Here is a 20,753-nt window from a genome sequence, read left to right as displayed (position 1 = left end):
TATTATTTTGCTTTTCTTTTCATATTATATTTAGGTATAATTATCCTGAAGCTTACTCCCCTGCCGTCTTCATTATTATTGACACTTACGCTTCCGTGATGTGCCTCAATTATAAGCTTTGAAAGATTAAGGCCTATTCCTGTATGCAGGGAATTATAGCTTTTTCCACTCTCGAACCTGTTAAATATATTATCAAGCTTATCCTTAGCAATTCCATTTCCATCATCTTTTATTGTTATAATGCACTTATCAGCATTGCATACGGCATTTATATCCACATTTTCTGCTTCTTCACTGCAATTCTGTACTATATTAATAAATGCTTCCAACAGCCACTCCTCATCTGCATTAATAAAGTAATATTCATCATTACAATATGAAGTTATATTACAATTATTAACAACAGGCACTTCTGATATGACTTCATTAATAAATTCATTAACATTAATATCATCTTCTGTTAATACAATCTTCCCCGACTCCATTCGGCTTAATTTCAACAGCCTTGTGATAAAATCCCTTATCCTGTATGTCTGCCTGAAACATTCATTCAGATTATTAATAAGCTTTTCATTATTGGACAGACCTGTATCTGTAAACCCTTTTCCAGTCTCCGCTTCTGACTTTTCCCCTGACATATCGGAATTAATCTGTAACTGTGACATATTGGCGTTAAGCTGTTCCTCCATCATATCAAGCGACAGGCTTAACGCTGTAAGCGGTGTCTTTATCTGATGTGCTATATTTTCCGTAAAATCCTGTAACTGTCTGCTACGCTTCTCCATATATGTTCTGTACGCACCAAGTTCTTTTGATATATTCTCATTATCTTCCTTTAATTTATTCATATATGAGTACACATCATTATGTCCGATTTTTACAATATTATATATTGTAAAAGCAAGCAGTATAACCATAATTCCAATAATTACGGCAAATGGAATATATTCTCCGCCATATAAGAACATATACCACGCACCATTTCTTGTATAACCTGCCTCCTGCAATATAGCCGAATAATCTGCTGTGCCCGTGTGACCTTGTCTTCCATAAAATAATATGTACAGAAGCTGTTTGCCTGCTTCTTTATTGACACCATACAGGGTTGTTGCCATATATCTTACCCTATATTCATAATATATTGTGATAACTGATACTACTACCACAGTTGCAAGAAACATACCTATTGTATACACATATAATCTCTTTTTTATCGCTCTCTCCATCTGTATCCCACTCCCCTTATAGTATCTATATAATTCTTGTCCGAATTATCCATTTTCCCAAGCTTGGTCTTTAACCTGCTCACTGTTACTGTCAAAGTATTATCCTCAACAAATGTTCCCGTCCTGTCCCATAATTTCTGAAAAAATACTTCTCTTCTCACAATAAGGCCGCGGTTACATACAAGTATCTCTAATAATGCAAATTCTGTAGGTGATAACTGTATATCCTTCGCAGCTTTCTTTATTGTAAGATTATCAAAATTAATAACAAGCGAACCTAATGTATATATATTAGAATTGCTTTTATCCATATTGGAAATACTTTTATCAAGCATAGCCTGTCTTCTTAAATTGGCACTTATTCTTGATAAAAGCTCAGATACCCTGAAAGGCTTCGTTATATAATCATCACCGCCTATATCAAGCCCTTTTGTTATGCTGTCCTCATCATCGCACGAAGTTAAGAATATAACCGGTGTCACACAGCCTTCACTGCGAAGCTTTTCGCATACACTAAATCCATCTCCGTCTGGTAAATACACATCTAAAAGGTATAAGTCTGTATTCTCACTATCAATTTTATTAAAACTACTGATATCAGCACTTTCTATAACCTCATACCCTTTATCACGCAGAAGCTGTGATAACTGTCCTCTTATAACTTCATCATCTTCTAATATATTTATTACTGCCATTATTCTTTAACCTTTCCAGTAATGTTTTCTTTGTATCTTATCAAGATTATTTATAAATGTCTATATTACTTATCAGGCACATACTTAACCGTCAAAGACTGTTTCACCTTCAGTTATCAGCTTATATTAAACAAGGACTGCCGCACTAAATTGAACTTCTTCCTACTTATGTATACAGGAAGCTATTCCAATATTATTATGCGGCAGCCCTTTGCTTGTTAAAATATTAGGTTTGGTTTAATGTAATGTCAGTCTATGCTAACGTTTAGTTGTTTGCATTAGCATTTTAATTATTTAATAAATCCAACCTGCTTAGAGATTTCCTCTATAGCTTTATCCTTTTTCTGGTTGAATATAACTTTGTTCTCCTCGAACATATTGTTGCCCTGTGTATCTATTGATACGATAAGTGGGCCAAATTCCTTAACCCGGCAGTTCCAGAGTGTTTCAGGCATTCCTAAGTCACGCCATTCTGCTCTTACAATTTCTTCTACTTCTGTAGCTGCCACAACTGCATTTCCTGCTGGAAATACACAATGAATAGCACCGAATTCTTTGCAGGCTCTCTCTGTGTTCTCTTTCATACCTCCTTTTCCAATAATAACTCTTACTCCTGTAAGCTTAACAAATTCGTACTCGAACTTCTCCATTCTCATACTTGTTGTTGGTCCTACAGATACCATCTCGAACTTGTCATTCTCTAATGGTCTGATAATTGGACCTGCGTGGAATATAGCATTATTTCTTACATCTACAGGAAGTTCTCTTCCTTCTTCCACCAATCTTCTGTGCGCAACATCACGGCAGGTTGTCATACTGCCATCAAGATATACGATGTCACCAACTTTAATATCCTTTAAATCCTCTGCTGATACAGGAGTAATAAGTACCTTTTTACCATTTCTCATCTCTACCATTATAAAGTCACCTCCGAATGTGTTGTAATTGTATAATTAAGGTCTTTATCAAAGATAATATGGCCTCTTCTATGGCTCCAGCAGCCAACATTAACGGCTACACCTATTGCTGATGGGTGGCGGGCTGTATTTTCAATATTAACACCCATAACAGAATATTTTCCGCCCATACCCTGAGGTCCTAAGCCTATAGAGTTAATTCCATCTTCAAGAAGTCTTTCCATTTTGGCAGCTCTCTCATTGTCATTATGTGAGCCAATTGGTCTCATAAGTGCTTTCTTTGAAAGTAATGCTGCTGTTTCTACAGAAGTTGCAACACCAACACCAACTAAAAGTGGAGGACATGCATTAAGTCCATAGCTTGTCATTACATCTAATACGAATTTAGTAACGCCCTCGTAACCTTCACCTGGCATAAGTACCATAGCCTTGCCTGGAAGTGTACAGCCGCCGCCAGCCATATATGTATAGATTTCGCACTGGTCACTGTTAGGAACAATATCCCAGAATACTGTAGGTGTTCCCTTACCAACATTCTTACCTGTGTTATATTCATCAAATGTTTCTACACTGTTATGTCTTAATGGTGCTTCAAATGTTGCCTGTACAACTGCTTCTTTAAGAAGTCCCTCAAGTTCATCAATAAGTGGGAACTTAGTTCCACATTTTACCCAGAACTGTAATACACCTGTATCCTGACAGCTTGGGCGGTTAAGCTCTACTGCTAACTTCTGATTCTCAAACATTGTATTGTAGATTGTCTTCGATAATGGACTATCTTCCTTATCTCTTAACTCCTCAAGCTTCGCAATTACATCATCTGGTAATTTCTTAGCTGTATAGGCAATAAACTTTGCCATATAATCTGTAAGCTGTTTTACCTGTGCTTCTTTTGACATATTAATTCCTCCTTCAAATTCCTGTAAAATATTTTGTTAGTTTAATTAGTCTGTTTTATCTTTTATGTTTTATTTATCAATCTTCTCTTGTTTTAAGCCTGATTATTATACTCAGCTTAATTTGCTTAACATCTGGATTAGCCTGCTTAATACCTGGCTTAATCTGTTTAATATCTGGCTTAGTCTGCTAAGCTTAAGGGAAGAATGGATACATAATTGGGAGTAATATCATACTTACTATTGTTGATACTACTATAAGTGGTATTCCTGCCTTGGCATAATCTTTAAATGTATAACCTCCTGCACCTATTACCATTGTGTTAGCTGGCATTCCAATAGGTGTTGCATATGCACAAGAGCCGCCGATTACACAAGCCATAAGCACTGCACTTGGGTCAGCACCTATTCCTGTGGCAATTGATAAACATATAGGAGCCATAAGTGCTGTTGTTGCTGTGTTACTCATAAAGTTAGTTAATACACAGCAGAGCATAAATACTACAAATGTTAAAAGGTATGGCGATGGATTATCTCCTAAAAGTCCTATTACCTTATTGGCTATCATCTCACCTGCACCTGATTTGGAAAGTGCAGATGCTAATGAAAGTGTTCCACCGAATAAGAATATTGTCTTTAAATCAATTGACTTTAATGCCTGCTTTTCTGATATTACACCAGTTACTATCAATGCTAAAGCTCCGATACATCCTGTTATGCAAAGCTTTATTCCAATCTTGTCCTCAAATATCATCCCCAGTAATGTAAGGATAAGTATTATAAGCGATAACCACTGCTTCCATTTTTGAACATCACTGAAATCTGTCTTATTACCATAACCTGAGTCCTCACTTGGCTTTGTATCTGGTAATAATTTGTATCCTACTAATGCGAAGAATATTATTCCAGCTATTAATATTGGAACGCCTACCTTGGCATAATCGAAAAATCCAAACGACTTGCCAATCTCCTGCATAGTTGACTGTGCGATAAGATTACCCGGTGCACCTATAAGTGAGAGATTACCTCCCATAGCAGCTGCAAATACAAGCGGCATTAAAAGTTTAGACCTTGAATAACCTGACTTTGCTGCTATTCCGATTACTACCGGAATAAGAACTGCTGCTGTTCCAGTGTTTGATAACACCCCGCTCATAACACCTACAATTACCATAATTGCAATTATGAGCTGTTTCTCTGACTTAGCAAAATGTGTTACAACTCCACCTATCTTATTAGCCATTCCTGTTTCAAATAATGCTCCACCTACTATAAACATTGCTACAAATAATATTACATTACTGTCTATAAATCCTGAAAAAGCTGTTTTCCAATCAAGAACCCCTGTGATAACCAGCCCCACGCAGACTATCATTGATGTTACTCCAAGTGGAAGTTTCTCCCATATGAACATTATGATTGCAAACAACAAAAATATTAACGTTATTGTTGCGTGACTCATCAAAATTCCTCCATTTACTATATATTTACTTAAGAAATATTATTACCGGCTTTTCTATTTCCTTTGCTTGATTTTATTATATAAAGACATTTTCTTGTTGTAAATTTACAAAAAGAAATACTTTCATAAGTAAAATTTATAACTTTTAACCAATTTTAGACAAAACCACCAAATATATGCTATAATATTTAACAAATTAATTATAATTTTATATATACTTAACAAATGTGTTCTGTATACACTATAAATAAATATTACCTTATATGAGCTATATGAGCTTATTAATACATTTAACAGGAGCAAAATTCTATGAAAATCGTACAGTTACAATATTTCTGTGCTGTTACAAGACTTCACAGCATAACAAAGGCAGCAGCTGAGCTTTATGTGACTCAGCCTGCCATATCAAGTGCAATCAAAGAATTAGAGAAAGAGTTTTCCATTAATCTGTTTAACAGGACCAAGAACCATTTAACCCTTACTAAAGAAGGGGAATTATTCTACCAGAAGGCAGTTGTGCTTTTAGAACAATATAATAATACTTTAGAACAGCTATACGACTTAGGACAGTGCAAAGCAACTGTAAAGATTGGAATACCACCGCTATTAAGCACAATATTCTTTCCGCAGTTAATAACAGATTTTAAAGAATTATATCCAGATATATCATTTGAATTATTTGAGTATGGTTCTATAAGAGCTGCTAATATGGTTCAGGAGGGTAAACTTGACCTTGCCCTTGTTAATATGCACTTTTATGAGATAGACAAACTTAATTCCTTCACTGTTATGAATGACAAAATAGTATTCTGTGTGTCCAAAAGCCACCCGCTTGCCAAATGCCACGAGGTGACAATTGAGATGATTAAGAACGAACCTCTTATTATGTATAATACTGACTCCGTACAGAATGAAACACTTGATACCGCATTTAAGCGGGCTGGAGTGAATCCGAATGTCATTCTTCATGCAAGTCAGCTATATACAATAAGGAACTTTATATGTAATAATCTTGGTGGTGCATTTCTTTATTCATCACTGCAAAAAAATCTTTCTGGTACTACAGGAATTCCTATAAGTCCTGTTATTAACCAGAATATAGGCATAGTATGGAAGAAAGGCAGTTATACAACCGACAGTGCAGAAAAGTTTATAACTTATATCATTAATAAATATAGTAATTAAATACAATAGATTTATATGACATTAATTATATAGTTATTATTTTATATAATTAATCACTTATTAGTATTATTAAAAATACAAATATAAAATAACAAGGAGTTAATCAATGAAAGACAAATTAAAAGCATTTCTAAAGAAAAAAGACATTGAAGTATCTGTAAAAAGATACGGAATTGATGCACTTGGTGCTATGGCACAGGGTCTGTTCTGCTCTCTTCTTATCGGAACAATACTTAATACGCTCGGTACACAGCTTCATCTTGGCTTCCTTACAGACACTGTTGCTACTGTAAGCGGCGTTAGTTATACTGTCGGAGGACTTGCCTCTGCTATGAGTGGTCCTGCTATGGCTGTTGCAATCGGTTATGCACTCAAATGCCCACCTCTTGTACTGTTCTCGCTTATAACAGTTGGTTTTGCCTCCAATGCACTTGGCGGTGCCGGCGGACCTCTGGCTGTATATTTTGTAGCAATTATTGCCGCCGAGGCTGGCAAGATGATTTCAAAGGAAACCAAAGTAGATATACTTGTAACACCTCTAATAACTATAGGTGTTGGAACAGGCGTTGCCGCACTTATTGCACCTGCCCTTGGAAAAGCTGCAATGAAAATCGGCGAACTTATAATGCTTGCAACTAACTTACAGCCTTTCCTTATGGGTATTGCTGTATCAGTATTAGTCGGTATTGCACTTACACTTCCAATATCATCTGCTGCCATATGTGCCGCATTTGGACTTACTGGTCTTGCAGGCGGTGCTGCCGTGGCTGGATGTTGTGCACAGATGGTTGGCTTTGCTGTAATGTCATTTAAGGAAAACCGCTGGGGCGGACTTGTATCGCAGGGAATAGGAACTTCTATGTTACAGATGGGCAACATAATCAAGAATCCTAGAATATGGATAGCCCCTATTATAACATCAGCAATTACTGGACCTCTTGCAACCTGCATCTTCAAGCTTAATATGAATGGAACTGCCGTATCTTCCGGTATGGGAACTTGTGGTCTTGTCGGACAGATTGGTGTATATTCCGGCTGGGTAAATGATGTGGCAGCAGGGACTAAAGCCTCTATTACCGCTATGGACTGGGCTGGACTTATACTTATATCATTCGTACTTCCAGCAGTTATATGTCCACTTATTAATATGTTCTTAAAGAAATTAGGCTGGGTAAAAGATGGAGATATGAAACTTTCATAAAATAATACAGGAAATGAGGTTTAACTATGCTGACAACTATAAGAAAAGCTACGGTCAATGATAAAACACGCATTATGGAAATCTACGCTTACGCAAGACAATTTATGGCTGAACACGGCAATCCTAACCAGTGGAAGAATAACAATCCTTCTGAGGAAACAATCGACAATGACATTGCAAAGCAAGAAATGTATGTAATTGAAACAGATGGCGAGGTTCACGCAGTATTTTATTTCCATATTGGTGATGATTCCACTTATCAGGTAATTGACAATGGACACTGGCTGTCTGATGAACCTTACGGCACAATTCACAGAATTGCTGGTGACGGAACTATTCACGGCGTACTTGAAATTGCTGTTAATTACTGCAAGAAACAGATATCACACTTAAGAATAGATACACACCACGACAATAAAATTATGCAACACGTTATAGAGAAAAATGGATTTAAAAAATGTGGAATTATATATGTTAAAGACGGTTCTGAAAGAATTGCTTATGAATTAATATAATAATACAAGAAAACAATAAAAAATTTTAAAAATAAGAAAAATAAGAAATCCCCCACCTGTAAGCTTTTATACCGGTGGGGGATAACAAATTCTATCCAGTTATAGCTGTACTATATCCGTTTAGATTACATACTCAATATTATTTATTGTAATATCCTTATAATGCTTTCTTATAAATATCTGCTATCTGTTCCTGCGTGAATACAACTGGATTATTCGCAACACTTGCAGCAGATACCTTCATACAGTTCTCTGCCATCCAAGGAATATCCTTTTCTTCTATTCCTAAATCTGAAAGTGTACAATTAAGATTAATACTCTTAAGAAGCTCTCTTATCTTCAAGGCCAGATCCTTAGCTTCCTTACCGCCAAATAACTTTGCAATATCAGCAAATTTGCTTTCATTGCCAGTATAAGATGCTTCAATAATTGCCGGAGTAAGAGCCGCAAGACCTTTTCCGTGTACGATATCACGAAGTCCGCTTGCAGGGTGTTCCATTCCGTGTGCAAGAGTAACTCCTGCTGTATTAATAACCATTCCGCCTATTGTGCTGGCAAGTGTTATCTTCTCCCAGCCATCTTTACCTGCATTATCACTGTATACATTTACCAGATTACCAGCTATAAGCCCTATTGCATAAAGACTAAGTGCATCTGTAAATGGCTGTGCAATCCTTGAAGTATATGCTTCCATACAATGACACAGAGCATCAAAGCCTACAGAAGCAAGCACTGATTTAGGCATTGTCATCATACATTCAGGGTCTACAATTGATACTTTGGCAACAATTGCATTACATCTAAGTGACTTTTTATCACCATTATCAGGATTGGTAAGAACTGCAAATCCGTTGCCTTCTGAACCTGTACCGCATGTTGTTGGTATAAGTATTAATGGAAGTGCCTTATCACCTGACTTCTTTCCAAATATATAATCACTTACATCGCCGTCATTTACTGCAAGAAATGCTATTGCCTTAGCACAGTCCATTATGCTTCCGCCGCCTATTGCAACTACAACATCACAGCCTTTTTCTTTAGCGTAAGCTGCTCCTTCACCGGCTGTTGTTGTAAGTGGATTTTGAGATACCTTATCAAAAAGCTCTGTTTCAAGCCCTGCCTGCTTTAAGCTGTCATTAACTTTATCATAAAGCCCTGACTTCTTGGCACTGCTTTTTCCTGTTACAATAAGAGCCTTTTTGCCATAAGGCTTAGCAAGCTCGCCGGCTTTATTAACTTTTCCTGAACCAAATACAATATTAACTGGAAGATAATAATTAAATTCTATATCTTTACTGCTTTCCTGTGTAATTACATTTTCCATTATCATTCTCCATTCTTTCAAGTAATTACTATTAACAGCCATAATTACGATTATATAATTGCGGCTGTTATATTAATCTGTGCCTATTTGGTGCTAAGGCTTTCTACTGTTTCCTTGATGATTTCATATGCTTTATCGCAGTCTGCCTCTGTAAGAATAAGAGGTGGTACCATACGGATTATATGTGATCCGATAGCTGTTATAAGAAGCTTTCTGTCAAAACATTCATGCTTTACATCTACGCCGCTTATTGTATCATCGAATTCCACACCAACAAGAAGTCCCTGATGTCTTACTTCCTTAACGTGTGGAAGCTTCTCTAACTTTGCACTGAAGTAATCACCCATTTTCTTGGCATTGTCAGCAAGATTTCTGTCAAGAAGCTCATTAACCTCTGCTAAAGCTGCTGCGCATGATACAGGATGTCCACCAAATGTTGTTCCGTGTGAACCTGCTGTAAATGCCTTTGATACTTCTTCTGTTGCACATATAGCACCTATTGGCATACCACCACCAAGACCTTTTGCCATAGATACAATATCTGGCTTAATGCCATAATTCATATATGACATTACTGCACCTGTTCTGCACCAGCCTGTCTGAACCTCATCGATAAGAAGAAGCATATCGTGTTCATCACAGAACTTTCTAAGACCTGTCATAAATTCCTTAGTTGCCGGGTGTACACCGCCCTCGCCCTGTACAGGTTCAATCATTATAGCGATTGTATTCTCTGTGCAGGCATCTTCAAATGCCTTAAGATCATTGTATGGTGCATATGAAAATCCATAAGTCATAGGTCCGAAACCTACCTGACAAGCATTGCCTGGCTGACCTGTTGCAGACATAGCACCGAATGTTCTTCCGTGGAAACCGTCCTTAGCTGTTACTATATGATAACGGTTTGGTCCGTATTTTTCAACACCATACTTACGAGCCATCTTAATCATTGCCTCATTGGCCTCTGTACCTGAGTTCTGGTAAAATATTTTATCCATACCAATTGTCTTACATACCTTCTCAGCAAGTAATGCCTGTGGAATTGTATAAGGATAATTAAATGTATGCATTATGTCCTCAACCTGATCCTTAACTGCGGCAACAACCTTTTCATTACAGCTTCCTGCATTATTAACTGCAATACCTGCGTAAAAGTCAAGATATGGTGTCTTATTCTCATCATAAAGATACATATCTTTTGCGGTTTCAGCAAGAAAATCGAAACGCTCATAAGTTTCAATCATATACTTGTTAACCTTGTCCTTAATATCCTGTGCTGTCAATCCTGTATCCTTTAACTTCATAATAATCCTCCATTCCTGTGTCATTGGTATGGCACATATACGTTTTTTACAAATCAAAAAGGCAAAGGCTCGAACAACTTTCGTTGTAACGGCGCCTTTGCCTTTAATTAATTCGTATATTTATTTAACACTGATAAAATAACACACAATATATTGTATGTCAACATTATAATCTTACAATTATATTAACTTTTACTTAATTATATTAACTATCAAAAAGTGAATTATTTACAAGAAATACAATCGTAGATATGCTGTGCAGTTATCTGTATCTGTGTGATAACAATCATTAACATACATTGCACTTCCTGCTATTATACATACTAATACTGCTATTAATATGCCTGTTATAATCTTTTCTTATTTAGCTTCATACTTTTCAATTGCCTCAATTACTGTCTTAAGTGCTTTTATTCTTGCATACTTCTTATCGTTAGACTCAAGTATGTGCCACGGAGCATATGACGTGTTAGTCTTTTCTAACATCTCATTAACGGCTTCCTCATAGCTGTCCCACTTCTCCCTGTTACGCCAGTCCTCATCAGTGATTTTCCAACGTTTCTCTGGTGTATTCTCTCTTTCCTTAAATCTGGCAAGCTGTGTATCCTTATCTATCTGAACCCAGAACTTTACAATAATTGCTCCCCAGTCGGAAAGTTCTTTCTCAAATTCATTAATCTCAACATAGGCTCTCTGCCAGTCATTCTTACTGCAAAAACCCTCAAGACGTTCAACCATAACCCGTCCATACCAGGTCCTGTCAAATATTGCAACGTGTCCTGTCTTTGGAAGCCGGTTCCAGAATCTCCAAAGGTAATGTCTTGATTTCTCGTGTGGTTCAGGACTTGCTATTGGGTGCACTTCATAACCTCTTGGGTCAAGTGCTTCTGTTATTCTCTTGATATTTCCGCCTTTTCCTGCCGCGTCCCATCCTTCATATGCAATTATAACTGGTATCTTCTTTCTATATAATTCATTATGAAGCTCCTTTAAACGCTTCTGATAAAGGTCAAGAAGCCTTTCGTATTCCTCATCTGTAAGGCTTTTATCAAGGCTAACCTCATCTAACCTGCTTATTGGCTTTAATGGGAATGCATTCTGAAGAAGCGGAACTGACAGTGCACTGTTGGCAAATGCTGTGTCAATGCCCTGTACTATAGTCTCTAGTATCTGTAACTGTGCCCACTTCTTATCCTTCGCATCTACTATATACCAGGGTGCTGTCGAATGATTGGTATCACACAGAAACTGGTCATACACTTCCATACATTCATCATAATGCTTATTCTGCCATCTGTCGTGCTTACTTACTCTCCATGCTGTATTCTTATCTTCCACTAACTTCTTTAATCGCTTCTTCTGCTCCTTCTTATCAATATTAAAGAAGAACTTAAGCAGGAGATATCCATTATCCGTAAGCTGTCGTTCAAATCTTTTAATACTCTCTATCCTCTTCTTATATTCTTCCTCTGAAAGCTCGCCGCTTAACTTCTGGCTTGTAACCTCTGACATCCAGCCGCTGTCCATAAACACGAACTTTCCTGCCTCTGGAATTTTTACAAAATGTCTGTAAAGGAACGGCTTTCTTTTCTCCTCCTCTGTCGGTTCGTCCATAACTGCAACCTTGAAAAAACGTGGATCTATATTCTTAATTAACTTTCCAAGCACACTTCCTTTTCCTGCCGCACCCCAGCCCTCAAGCAGTACGATTACTGGAAGCTTCTTTTCTTTCATAGCAATCTGCTGTTGTAAAAGGCTGTTCTTTGCATTGGCAAGTCTTTTATCCACTTCCTCTGCTGTTGGCTGTTCTACCTTGTTCCAATCTTTTAACATAATCAAATCCTCCAATCTAACCCACTTTTTATAAGTATTATAACAGAATATAAGACAAATTAACAGTATAAAAGCCACATCAAAGCTATTCCTGTAATCAGGAACATTTCCTCTGACGTGGCTTAATTATTTAATATATTATCTGATATTATTCCTACTATATATCCAGTAATTTAGATGATACTGCTTATCTTGTTAATCAGCTATTACTTATCTGACTTATCAGCATCATCAAAATTTAATCTTTCTTCCTCAACAACTAATGGTCTGTTCATAAGTCGCTGGTTCATACTTAATATATATTCTCCCATAAGACCTATGAATATAAGCTGTAATGAACCTAATATGCTGACAAGGAGAATAAGAGGAACCATCCCAGCTGTAAATCTGTTCCAGTATACAAGCTTAAGAACAAGGTATACAATTCCAACAATTATGCTGACAAGACCAAAGAATCCACCAACAAATGTTGCAAGTCTTAATCCAAGCTTAGTATATGATGTAAAGCTTAACATTGCAGCATCATAAAGGGTAAAGAAATTATTATGTGTCTTTCCTGCTCTTCTCTGTGCCTGTGTATACTCAATCTCAGTTCTCTTAAACCCTAATTCTCCAACAACACCTCTTAAAAATGGGATTGGATCTTTCAAGTCCCTCATAACCTGTACAAATGACTTGTCATATAAACCAAAACCTGTAAAATGCTCTATCTGTTCAACAGAAGACATTTTTTTAATAAGCTTGTAATAACAGGTTCTTAAGAAATACATTATCTTGCTTTCTTTACTGCTTGACTTTACTGCACATACTATCTTATAGCCCTTTTCCCATTCTGCTACAAGTCTTGGAATTACATCAATAGGGTCCTGAAAGTCTGCACATACTGGTATTGTACAATCGCCATCTGTATTAATAATACCATAATATGGAGAATTAAACTGTCCAAAATTCTTAGCATTAAATATTGCCTTAATCTTCTTATTACCCTCACATAACTGTCTTAACTTAACTCTTGTTGTATCAGTTGAGTCGTTATCAATAAATGTTATGTCATAATCATACTGTGGCAGATCCTTTGCAAACATCTCTATCAACGCTTCGCTGAGAGGTATAACATTTTCTTCCTCATTATAACAAGGTACCATAATACTAATCTTCTTCATCTTAATCTCCATTCTTACTTCTTTATTACATCTAAGATATTATAAATTCTGTGTTCTACACCATTCTATTGTCTCTTTTATACCATCTTCAAAAGAATACCTTGGCTCAAATCCAGTGTCTTCTCTTAACGCTGTAATATCTGCACACAAGTACATTACCTGTAAAGGACCATATGGAATATCTCCATATCCTATTGTGACATTTTTATTGGCATTTTGTCCTATAATATCAATATATTCTTTTAACGGTCTTGCTTTACCGCTTCCTATGCAGTATGTTCTACCGTCTGTACCTTTCTCACCAAGTAATCTCATTGCTAATGCTGCATCCTTTGAATAAAGGAAATCCCACATCTGCTCACCCTTAGTACAAGATGGCTTTTCTGAATTAAGAAGCTTATAAATAGTGCTCATAACCATTGTATTCTCACCATCATAAGGACCATATATGCTAAGTATCCTTGTCCATATATGACGCATTCCCTTCTGCTTACAGGCAATTCTTGTCATCTGTCCAGCACATAACTTGGCAATCCCATAACCATTTTCAGGAAATGCAGGAACACTCTCATTCAAAGAGCCTTCATATCTGCCATATTCAGCCTGTGAACCAGCACCTATAAAAGTATCACAGCCAAGTGCAAAAGCAGCTTCAACCGCATCAAGTGCATATTTTACATTAAGATTTTGTCCATACATATTATTTCTGCTGTTGCCAAATGTTCCGTCCCAGCCAAAATGATAGAACACATCAGCTCCCTCTCGAATAAGCTCTGGCAGTTTATTAAGCTCTGACAAATCGCAGTCAACACGCTTTACCATATCACTTGTCTTAATTCTGTCTGCACGTCTTGAACCCGGTCTTACAACAGCAACAACCTCTACTCCGTTAGATACAAGTTCATTAATCAGTGCTAATCCAATAGAACCTGTAGGTCCTGTAATTACCGCTCTTTTCATTAAAATCCCCATTTCTATATACTGGTTTCTATATTTATCCTGATATGGGACAGCAAGACTATCATTACTGATATTTACGCTGTCCCAATGAATGATTATAAATTATCAATTACAGTTATGCAAGATGATTGCTTTCATATTCTTCCCTGTCAAGGAATGGTGCCATATCATCAACTGCCGCTGATACTATCTTTCCGTCTGGAAGTACCTTTGAACTTGACTTTGGTGCAAAATTCTGGTGCCAGTCTACAACTACCTCACAGAATACAGGACCCTTATGGTTAATAACTTCATCTATAGTTTCATTAATGCCATCAAGTCTGTCTATTCTGTAATAAGGAATATCAAAAGCTGGTATTACTCTTGAGAAGTCTGGTGTGCTAAGACCATATCCTCCACCAATTCCTACATATGGCTGTCCCTTAAACAGATTAGTCTGTGTCTGTCTGATAGAATGATATCCATTATTATTAATAAGGAATATCTTGATATCAAGATTATTGTATACAATAGTCTGTAACTCCTGCATATTCATCATAAAGCTTCCATCACCCTCAACACAGATAATTCTCTTATCTGGTTCTGACACGCTTGCTCCTACTGCTGCTGGAAGTCCATAACCCATTGCCGCACAACCCGAATTAGTATATAATCTCTGACCCTTCTTAATATCAGCCGCCTGAAATGTTATAACACACGCCGCACCATTACTGCACACAACACTGTCATCTTCATTTAATTCCTCAAATAACTTTGTTGTGAATACATATGGATTTAAGCCGTCTTTATCTTCATAATATTCTGGAAGTGTCGCTGGATACTTCTTATCTAACTGTCTGCACCAGTCAACCCATTCCTTATGGCTGTCATTCTTCTCATATTCTGCCTCATTAACAGACTTGAAGAAATCTCTTAAATCTGCGTGAACAGGATAATCAACCTTCACTGTTGGCTTATTAAGCTCTGCAGCATCTATATCTACAACTATCTTATAAGCATTTTTGCCAAAATCGCCAAAATTATATCCTATCATACGAATATTCATTCTACAGCCTAATACAATAAGTAAATCTGCGTTCTGAACTATGAAATTACCTGCCCTTGTACCTACTGTACCAGGTCTTCCACAATATAATGGGTGCTCATCCCATATAATATCGTGTGCGTCCCACGCTGTAACAACTGGAATTCCAAGCTTATCTATACATTTAATGAATTCATTCTGCTGGTTAGCGTGTCTTATAGCTGTTCCTGCAAGTATTACAGGTCTTTTAGCTTCTTTAATCTTCGCAAGCACATCCTTAGTATACTGTTCATCATATACCGGATTATCCTGATTAAATGATGCCCAGTGCTCATCAATATAACCCTGCTTGTCAAAGCCCTCTAAATCGTCTGTTTCAATAAATGTTGAGGCAACATCGCCAGGAATATCGAGCCATACCGGACCCGGACGTCCATTAAGCATAAGAAACCAAGCCTTCTCAACTTCTTTTCTTATACTCATAGGATCTGTAATCATCTTGGCATACTTAGTCATAGTAGATACTGCTGATGTAATATTAACTTCCTGATCACCAAGCTGACGAAGCGGAAGGTTAGTTGACCATACTGTTGTCTCTCTTTTAGCCTGTCCGGTAACAACAAACATTGGAATAGAATCAACATATGCACCGAATACACCTGTAATTGCATTAGTTCCGCCAGGACCACCAGTTACACATACAGGAGCAATCTTTCCTGTCTGTCTTGTATAACCTTCTGCAGCAATTGTACAAGCCTGTTCGTGATGATTATAAGTAATCTTTAAGCCTTCCTGATGTCCAAATGCATCATTAAGGTGCATAGCTGCTCCACCAGTTATCATAAACATATCGGTTACACCCTGCTTAACAAAGAATTCTGATATATATTTTGCAACTTTCATTCTCATAATGTTTATCCATCCTTTTAATAATATTCTATCTTTATATTAAATTAAGCAGGTCTAAAGGCATTGCCGCCGCTCCTACTGCCTTGAACTTGTATACATCTTCTGGTGCCCTGAAATCAAATCCATAAGTTACACCTATGAAATCCATGCCAATCTTTTCTGCACCGATAGCATCATGACTGCTGTCACCAATCATAACTGCATTAGAATAATCAGTAACTCCTAAGTCAACCATACATTTCTCAATAATATCAACCTTTTTTAACTTATTATTATGGTCAGCACCATATAATATATTAGTATACTTATCAAATCCAAAATGCTTTAAAATTGCCTCAGCATAATCCTGTCTTTTATAAGTTGCTACCGCAAGCTTTACATTTCTTTCCATAAGCTTGTCAAACACTTCATATATTCCATCATATGGAACTGCCTTAAGAAGCTCATAATCCTTATATCTGTTTCTAAAACAGGTTGCAATGTCCTGTAATATATCTCCACTAAGATTATATGCTTTAGCGAATGAGTCCTGAATTGGTGGTCCGATAAATGTCTTTAAAACATCCTCACTTAATGGCTCAAATCCCATCTTATCTATTGTATATTTTACTGATGCAAGAACCCCTTCTGTTGTATCAAGAAGTGTTCCGTCTACATCAAATACCGCTATCTCATATTTTCCCATAGTTATTTCCTTTTTCTTGTGATATTTATATGATAAAACCGCATTTTCCTAAAATCAACTTTAATATATATAATGAATTATCACCAGCTTCATCTGAGCCAGTAATATTCTTGAATTCTTCTTTATCAAATACATAATCAAAATGGTCACCATTATTAGGCGTAACATCACTTAATGTAATAATCTTTACTGTATCTGGTCTGTCTGATAACTGTGATGACAGATTAACATAGCTTTTACTGTCACTGATAAATACATACTCATCCAGCTGGTCTGATTTATCATCTATGCCTTTATCAGTCAGACTGTCAAACGATATCGTAATATCTTTAGCAAGACTGTTAACCCATATTACCGTTCCCTTATAAATTCTGTTATCATCTGATACTGTTACTTTGCTGTCATCTACATCAGGCTTAACCATAATATCCTGATTAACCCCAGCACTTTTTATAATGATATTCTGATTATATAAATCTTTCTTTAAATTATTATATGATTCATCTGAAATATCTGTAATTATTTTCTTGTAATTATCATATAACTGCTTTATAAACTGCTCATCATACATAAGCTGCTTATCTTCACTCTTAGCAAGTTCAGATAATATTTCATTAATCTGCCTTATTGATAAGTTTTCCTTATCCATAAGATATGAAACATAGCTTGGATGACAGCTGTTAAATGCCGCCATATAAAAGAACATATTATAGCCCCAAGGCTTAGTTCTGTAAATATCCATAATATTACAGTTCAAGGCTTCCAAAATCTGGCTTATATCATAATTCTTATTATAATAATCATTAAGGTGCATAGCCAGAAGCTCTATCGGACAATTACCTGCACTTTTCCCCATCCCATATACTGTAGCATCTACAAGTACATCTCTTTTCGTATTACATAGAAGCATTTCCTGACAATTAGCAAATGCTCTCTGGAAATTATTGTGCGAATGGTATCCAAGACTTATATTTTCCTTTAACCCCTCATCAAGCATATAAAAATAATGCAAAAGACTATCCTTCTGCAACAGACCATATGTGTCAACCATTGATACTGCATATGGCTCTATATCATTAGCAAGCTTTATTAAATCCTGCAATTCTTCATCATTATAGCTTGTAATTGAAACAAGCTGTACAAATACCTTATAACCAAGTGCTTTTACCTTGGCACAGTATTCAACAGCTTCTTTTCTCTTATCTTTTTTAAATATTACCCTTATTCCATCTAATATGGACTCATTACAAGGCTGAAGGTTAGACAGACTACAAGTACCGTAGTCTATCATACCTACAACCATAGTATCTTTATGGTTACATTTACCATATACTTCTTCAAAGCTTCTGGTATCAGGAAGGATACTTCTATTGATGTCGAACTTTCTTCTTTCATCAATAAATCCAACTTCTACTATATCAATTCTGGCATTTACAAGCCTTTCAAATATACTTATTAAATTATTATGACCGAAATTCCAGTCATTAACATATCCACCATCTCGTAATGTACAATCTAATAGCTGAATTCTACCCAAGTTACTTACCTTCCATCATAATTAGTTAATTACTTTTTGCCAAATGCCCAAAGCTTATTCATAAAGAAGTTGATAGGAATACTTATAACAAGATTAATAATAGGTGCTAACATCTTGCTTATATGAAGAACTGATACCCACAATACTGATAATATATTATTAAGAATCAATCCTGTAAATCCATAAGAAACATATGTCTTAAATAATGCTGCCCATATATTTCTTTTTTCGCCTTCTTCTTTCTTAAATACAAACTTGTTATTCCAGTAAAATGACCAAAGAACACTAAGTAACCAGGAAACAATGTTCGCAATGATATAATCAAACTTTACACCGCTCTTAGATACAAGCAAAAGTGTTACAACATAAAGTAAATAAGAAATAATTGTATTAGACACACCTACTAATCCAAACTGTAAGAATTCCTTGAATGTCTGTCTTTTCTTGTCTGTTAAGTCCTTTTTGATAATCTTAAAAAGCAGCTCAACAAAAAACATATAAATTTTTTCAATAAAACCGTATATTGTCTTACCCATATTAATGTACTTTCCTTATGACCATAAATTACTGATTAACAGCTTCCTTGATTGTCTTAGCCATATAATCAATCATCTCATCTGTCATTCCTGGATATACACCTACCCAGAATGTATCTCTCATAATTCTGTCTGTGTTGTCAAGAGTTCCTACTACTCTGTAGCCTTCTCCTGTTGCTCTCATCTCATCAAAGCAAGGGTGCTTTATAAGGTTACCAGCAAAGAGGTTTCTTGTCTGGACACCGTGGCTTTCGATATATTCTACGATTGCCTTTCTGTCAAGACCTTCTTTTACTGTAATAAGGAAACCAAACCAGCTTGGTCTTGAATTATCACAAGGAACTGGAAGAATTACCTTATCTTCAATATCAGCAAGTGCTGCTCTTAATCTGTCAAAGTTATGTCTTCTTCTCTCAACAAATGAAGGGAACTTCTCAAGCTGTGCACAGCCTACTGCTGTCTGCATATCTGTTGCCTTGAGATTATAACCAAAATGTGAATATACATACTTATGGTCATATCCTAATGGAAGCTCGCCATACTGCTTATCAAATCTGTGTCCACAGAGATTATCCTTACCAGAAGGACATACGCAGTCACGTCCCCAGTCTCTGAATGAACGGATACACTTGTTAAGAAGTGGGTTGTTAGTATATACGGCACCACCTTCACCCATTGTCATATGGTGTGGAGGATAGAAGCTGCTTGTTCCTATATCACCGATTGTACCTGTGAACTTCTCTTCTCCATTAATTGTATATTTTGAACCAAGTGCATCACAGTTATCTTCTACTAACCAGAGATTGTGCTTATCACAGAATTCCTTAACTGCTGATAAATCAAATGGATTACCAAGTGTATGTGCAATCATAACAGCTTTTGTCTTATCTGAATATGCTTCTTCAAGCTTTGTTACATCAATATTGTACTGTGGAATTGTAACGTCTACAAATACAGGAACTGCACCATACTGGATAGCTGGAGTAACTGTAGTTGGGAAACCAGCAGCAACAGTGATAATCTCATCACCTCTGTTAATTCTTCTCTCACCAAGAAGTGGTGATGTAAGTGCCATAAATGCGTTAAGGTTAGCTGATGAACCTGAGTTGACAACTGATACATACTTTACATTAAGGTATTCACCGAGCTTCTTTTCAAACTCATCTGTATAACGTCCTGATGTAAGCCAGAATTCAAGTGCTGAATCAACAAGATTCATCATTTCCTTGCTGTCATACACACGGCTTGCGTATGATATTCTGTCTCCCTCTTTGTACTGTTTCTGGTTATGATACTTCTTGCAGTACTCATCTACCATTGCAAGAATTTCTTCTCTTGCTTCTAATTCATTCTTATTATCAAACATTATTTATCCTCCATA

18 protein-coding genes are annotated in these 20,753 nt (G+C 36.4%); 3 read left to right on the top strand and 15 right to left on the bottom strand.

Annotated features, from left to right (window positions below):
- Positions 1-2 precede the first annotated feature (2 nt).
- The 5 genes from WMO42_RS00700 to WMO42_RS00680 all read right to left on the bottom strand — a co-directional run bounded on the left by WMO42_RS00700 (position 3) and on the right by WMO42_RS00680 (position 5,196).
- Positions 3-1,226, bottom strand: coding sequence for a HAMP domain-containing sensor histidine kinase (locus tag WMO42_RS00700; RefSeq protein WP_349153609.1), 1,224 nt, complete (start codon positions 1,224-1,226; stop codon positions 3-5).
- On the bottom strand, positions 1,211-1,921 hold the full coding sequence (locus tag WMO42_RS00695; RefSeq protein WP_055306408.1) for a response regulator transcription factor: 711 nt from the start codon (positions 1,919-1,921) through the stop codon (positions 1,211-1,213). The genes WMO42_RS00700 and WMO42_RS00695 overlap by 16 nt, the downstream gene beginning before the upstream one ends.
- A gap of 290 nt (positions 1,922-2,211) precedes the next feature.
- Positions 2,212-2,838: a L(+)-tartrate dehydratase subunit beta gene (ttdB, locus tag WMO42_RS00690; RefSeq protein WP_022502939.1), complete on the bottom strand. Its 627-nt coding sequence runs from the start codon at positions 2,836-2,838 to the stop codon at positions 2,212-2,214.
- On the bottom strand, positions 2,838-3,737 hold the full coding sequence (gene ttdA, locus WMO42_RS00685; protein ID WP_022502940.1) for a L(+)-tartrate dehydratase subunit alpha: 900 nt from the start codon (positions 3,735-3,737) through the stop codon (positions 2,838-2,840). Before ttdA ends, ttdB begins: the two co-directional genes overlap by 1 nt.
- A 193-nt stretch (positions 3,738-3,930) precedes the next feature.
- Complete coding sequence (locus WMO42_RS00680) at positions 3,931-5,196, bottom strand: SLC13 family permease (protein WP_022502941.1); 1,266 nt, start codon at positions 5,194-5,196, stop codon at positions 3,931-3,933.
- Between the two features lie 309 nt (positions 5,197-5,505).
- Here WMO42_RS00680 and WMO42_RS00675 point away from each other — a divergent pair, with 309 nt between their 5' ends.
- The 3 genes from WMO42_RS00675 to WMO42_RS00665 all read left to right on the top strand — a co-directional run bounded on the left by WMO42_RS00675 (position 5,506) and on the right by WMO42_RS00665 (position 8,097).
- Positions 5,506-6,381 (top strand): LysR family transcriptional regulator, encoded by an 876-nt coding sequence (locus tag WMO42_RS00675; RefSeq protein ID WP_055175613.1) that lies wholly within the window; start codon positions 5,506-5,508, stop codon positions 6,379-6,381.
- 106 nt (positions 6,382-6,487) lie between these two features.
- Positions 6,488-7,582 carry a PTS sugar transporter subunit IIC gene (locus WMO42_RS00670; RefSeq protein ID WP_022502943.1) on the top strand — a complete coding sequence of 365 codons (1,095 nt, stop codon included), beginning with the start codon at positions 6,488-6,490 and terminating at the stop codon, positions 7,580-7,582.
- A 26-nt stretch (positions 7,583-7,608) separates the two neighbouring features.
- Positions 7,609-8,097, top strand: a complete 489-nt coding sequence (locus tag WMO42_RS00665) for an N-acetyltransferase (RefSeq protein WP_349191300.1) — start codon at positions 7,609-7,611, stop codon at positions 8,095-8,097.
- A gap of 157 nt (positions 8,098-8,254) precedes the next feature.
- Here the strand turns inward: WMO42_RS00665 and WMO42_RS00660 are convergent, their stop codons facing one another.
- From WMO42_RS00660 to rfbH, 10 genes are all read right to left on the bottom strand, one after another.
- Positions 8,255-9,421: an iron-containing alcohol dehydrogenase gene (locus tag WMO42_RS00660; RefSeq protein WP_349191298.1), complete on the bottom strand. Its 1,167-nt coding sequence runs from the start codon at positions 9,419-9,421 to the stop codon at positions 8,255-8,257.
- Positions 9,422-9,504: 83 nt separating this feature from the next.
- Complete coding sequence (locus WMO42_RS00655) at positions 9,505-10,725, bottom strand: acetylornithine/succinylornithine family transaminase (protein WP_349191296.1); 1,221 nt, start codon at positions 10,723-10,725, stop codon at positions 9,505-9,507.
- A 360-nt stretch (positions 10,726-11,085) separates the two neighbouring features.
- Positions 11,086-12,558 carry a polyphosphate:AMP phosphotransferase gene (gene pap, locus WMO42_RS00650; protein WP_055175622.1) on the bottom strand — a complete coding sequence of 491 codons (1,473 nt, stop codon included), beginning with the start codon at positions 12,556-12,558 and terminating at the stop codon, positions 11,086-11,088.
- Between the two features lie 206 nt (positions 12,559-12,764).
- Positions 12,765-13,721: a glycosyltransferase family 2 protein gene (locus WMO42_RS00645; protein WP_022502948.1), complete on the bottom strand. Its 957-nt coding sequence runs from the start codon at positions 13,719-13,721 to the stop codon at positions 12,765-12,767.
- A gap of 39 nt (positions 13,722-13,760) precedes the next feature.
- Positions 13,761-14,681 carry an NAD(P)-dependent oxidoreductase gene (locus tag WMO42_RS00640; RefSeq protein ID WP_022502949.1) on the bottom strand — a complete coding sequence of 307 codons (921 nt, stop codon included), beginning with the start codon at positions 14,679-14,681 and terminating at the stop codon, positions 13,761-13,763.
- A 115-nt stretch (positions 14,682-14,796) separates the two neighbouring features.
- A complete protein-coding gene (locus WMO42_RS00635; protein WP_022502950.1) occupies positions 14,797-16,614 on the bottom strand; it encodes a thiamine pyrophosphate-binding protein in 1,818 nt (605 codons plus the stop codon).
- Positions 16,615-16,648: 34 nt separating this feature from the next.
- Positions 16,649-17,299, bottom strand: a complete 651-nt coding sequence (locus tag WMO42_RS00630; protein WP_022502951.1) for an HAD hydrolase-like protein — start codon at positions 17,297-17,299, stop codon at positions 16,649-16,651.
- Positions 17,300-17,324: 25 nt separating this feature from the next.
- Entirely contained in the window at positions 17,325-18,836 is a 1,512-nt protein-coding gene (locus WMO42_RS00625; protein WP_349191293.1) for an aldolase catalytic domain-containing protein, read from the bottom strand.
- 29 nt (positions 18,837-18,865) lie between these two features.
- On the bottom strand, positions 18,866-19,372 hold the full coding sequence (locus tag WMO42_RS00620; RefSeq protein WP_022502953.1) for a GtrA family protein: 507 nt from the start codon (positions 19,370-19,372) through the stop codon (positions 18,866-18,868).
- Between the two features lie 28 nt (positions 19,373-19,400).
- Entirely contained in the window at positions 19,401-20,738 is a 1,338-nt protein-coding gene (gene rfbH / locus WMO42_RS00615) for a lipopolysaccharide biosynthesis protein RfbH (RefSeq protein ID WP_116443626.1), read from the bottom strand.
- Between the last annotated feature and the right edge of the window lie 15 nt (positions 20,739-20,753).

Origin of the sequence: Lachnospira sp. CLA-JM-H23, from assembly GCF_040096425.1 — a bacterium.
Lineage (GTDB): Bacteria > Bacillota > Clostridia > Lachnospirales > Lachnospiraceae > Lachnospira > Lachnospira rogosae.
The sequence above is the reverse complement of the archived record's forward strand: the minus strand, read 5'-3'. Positions and strand labels throughout refer to the sequence as shown.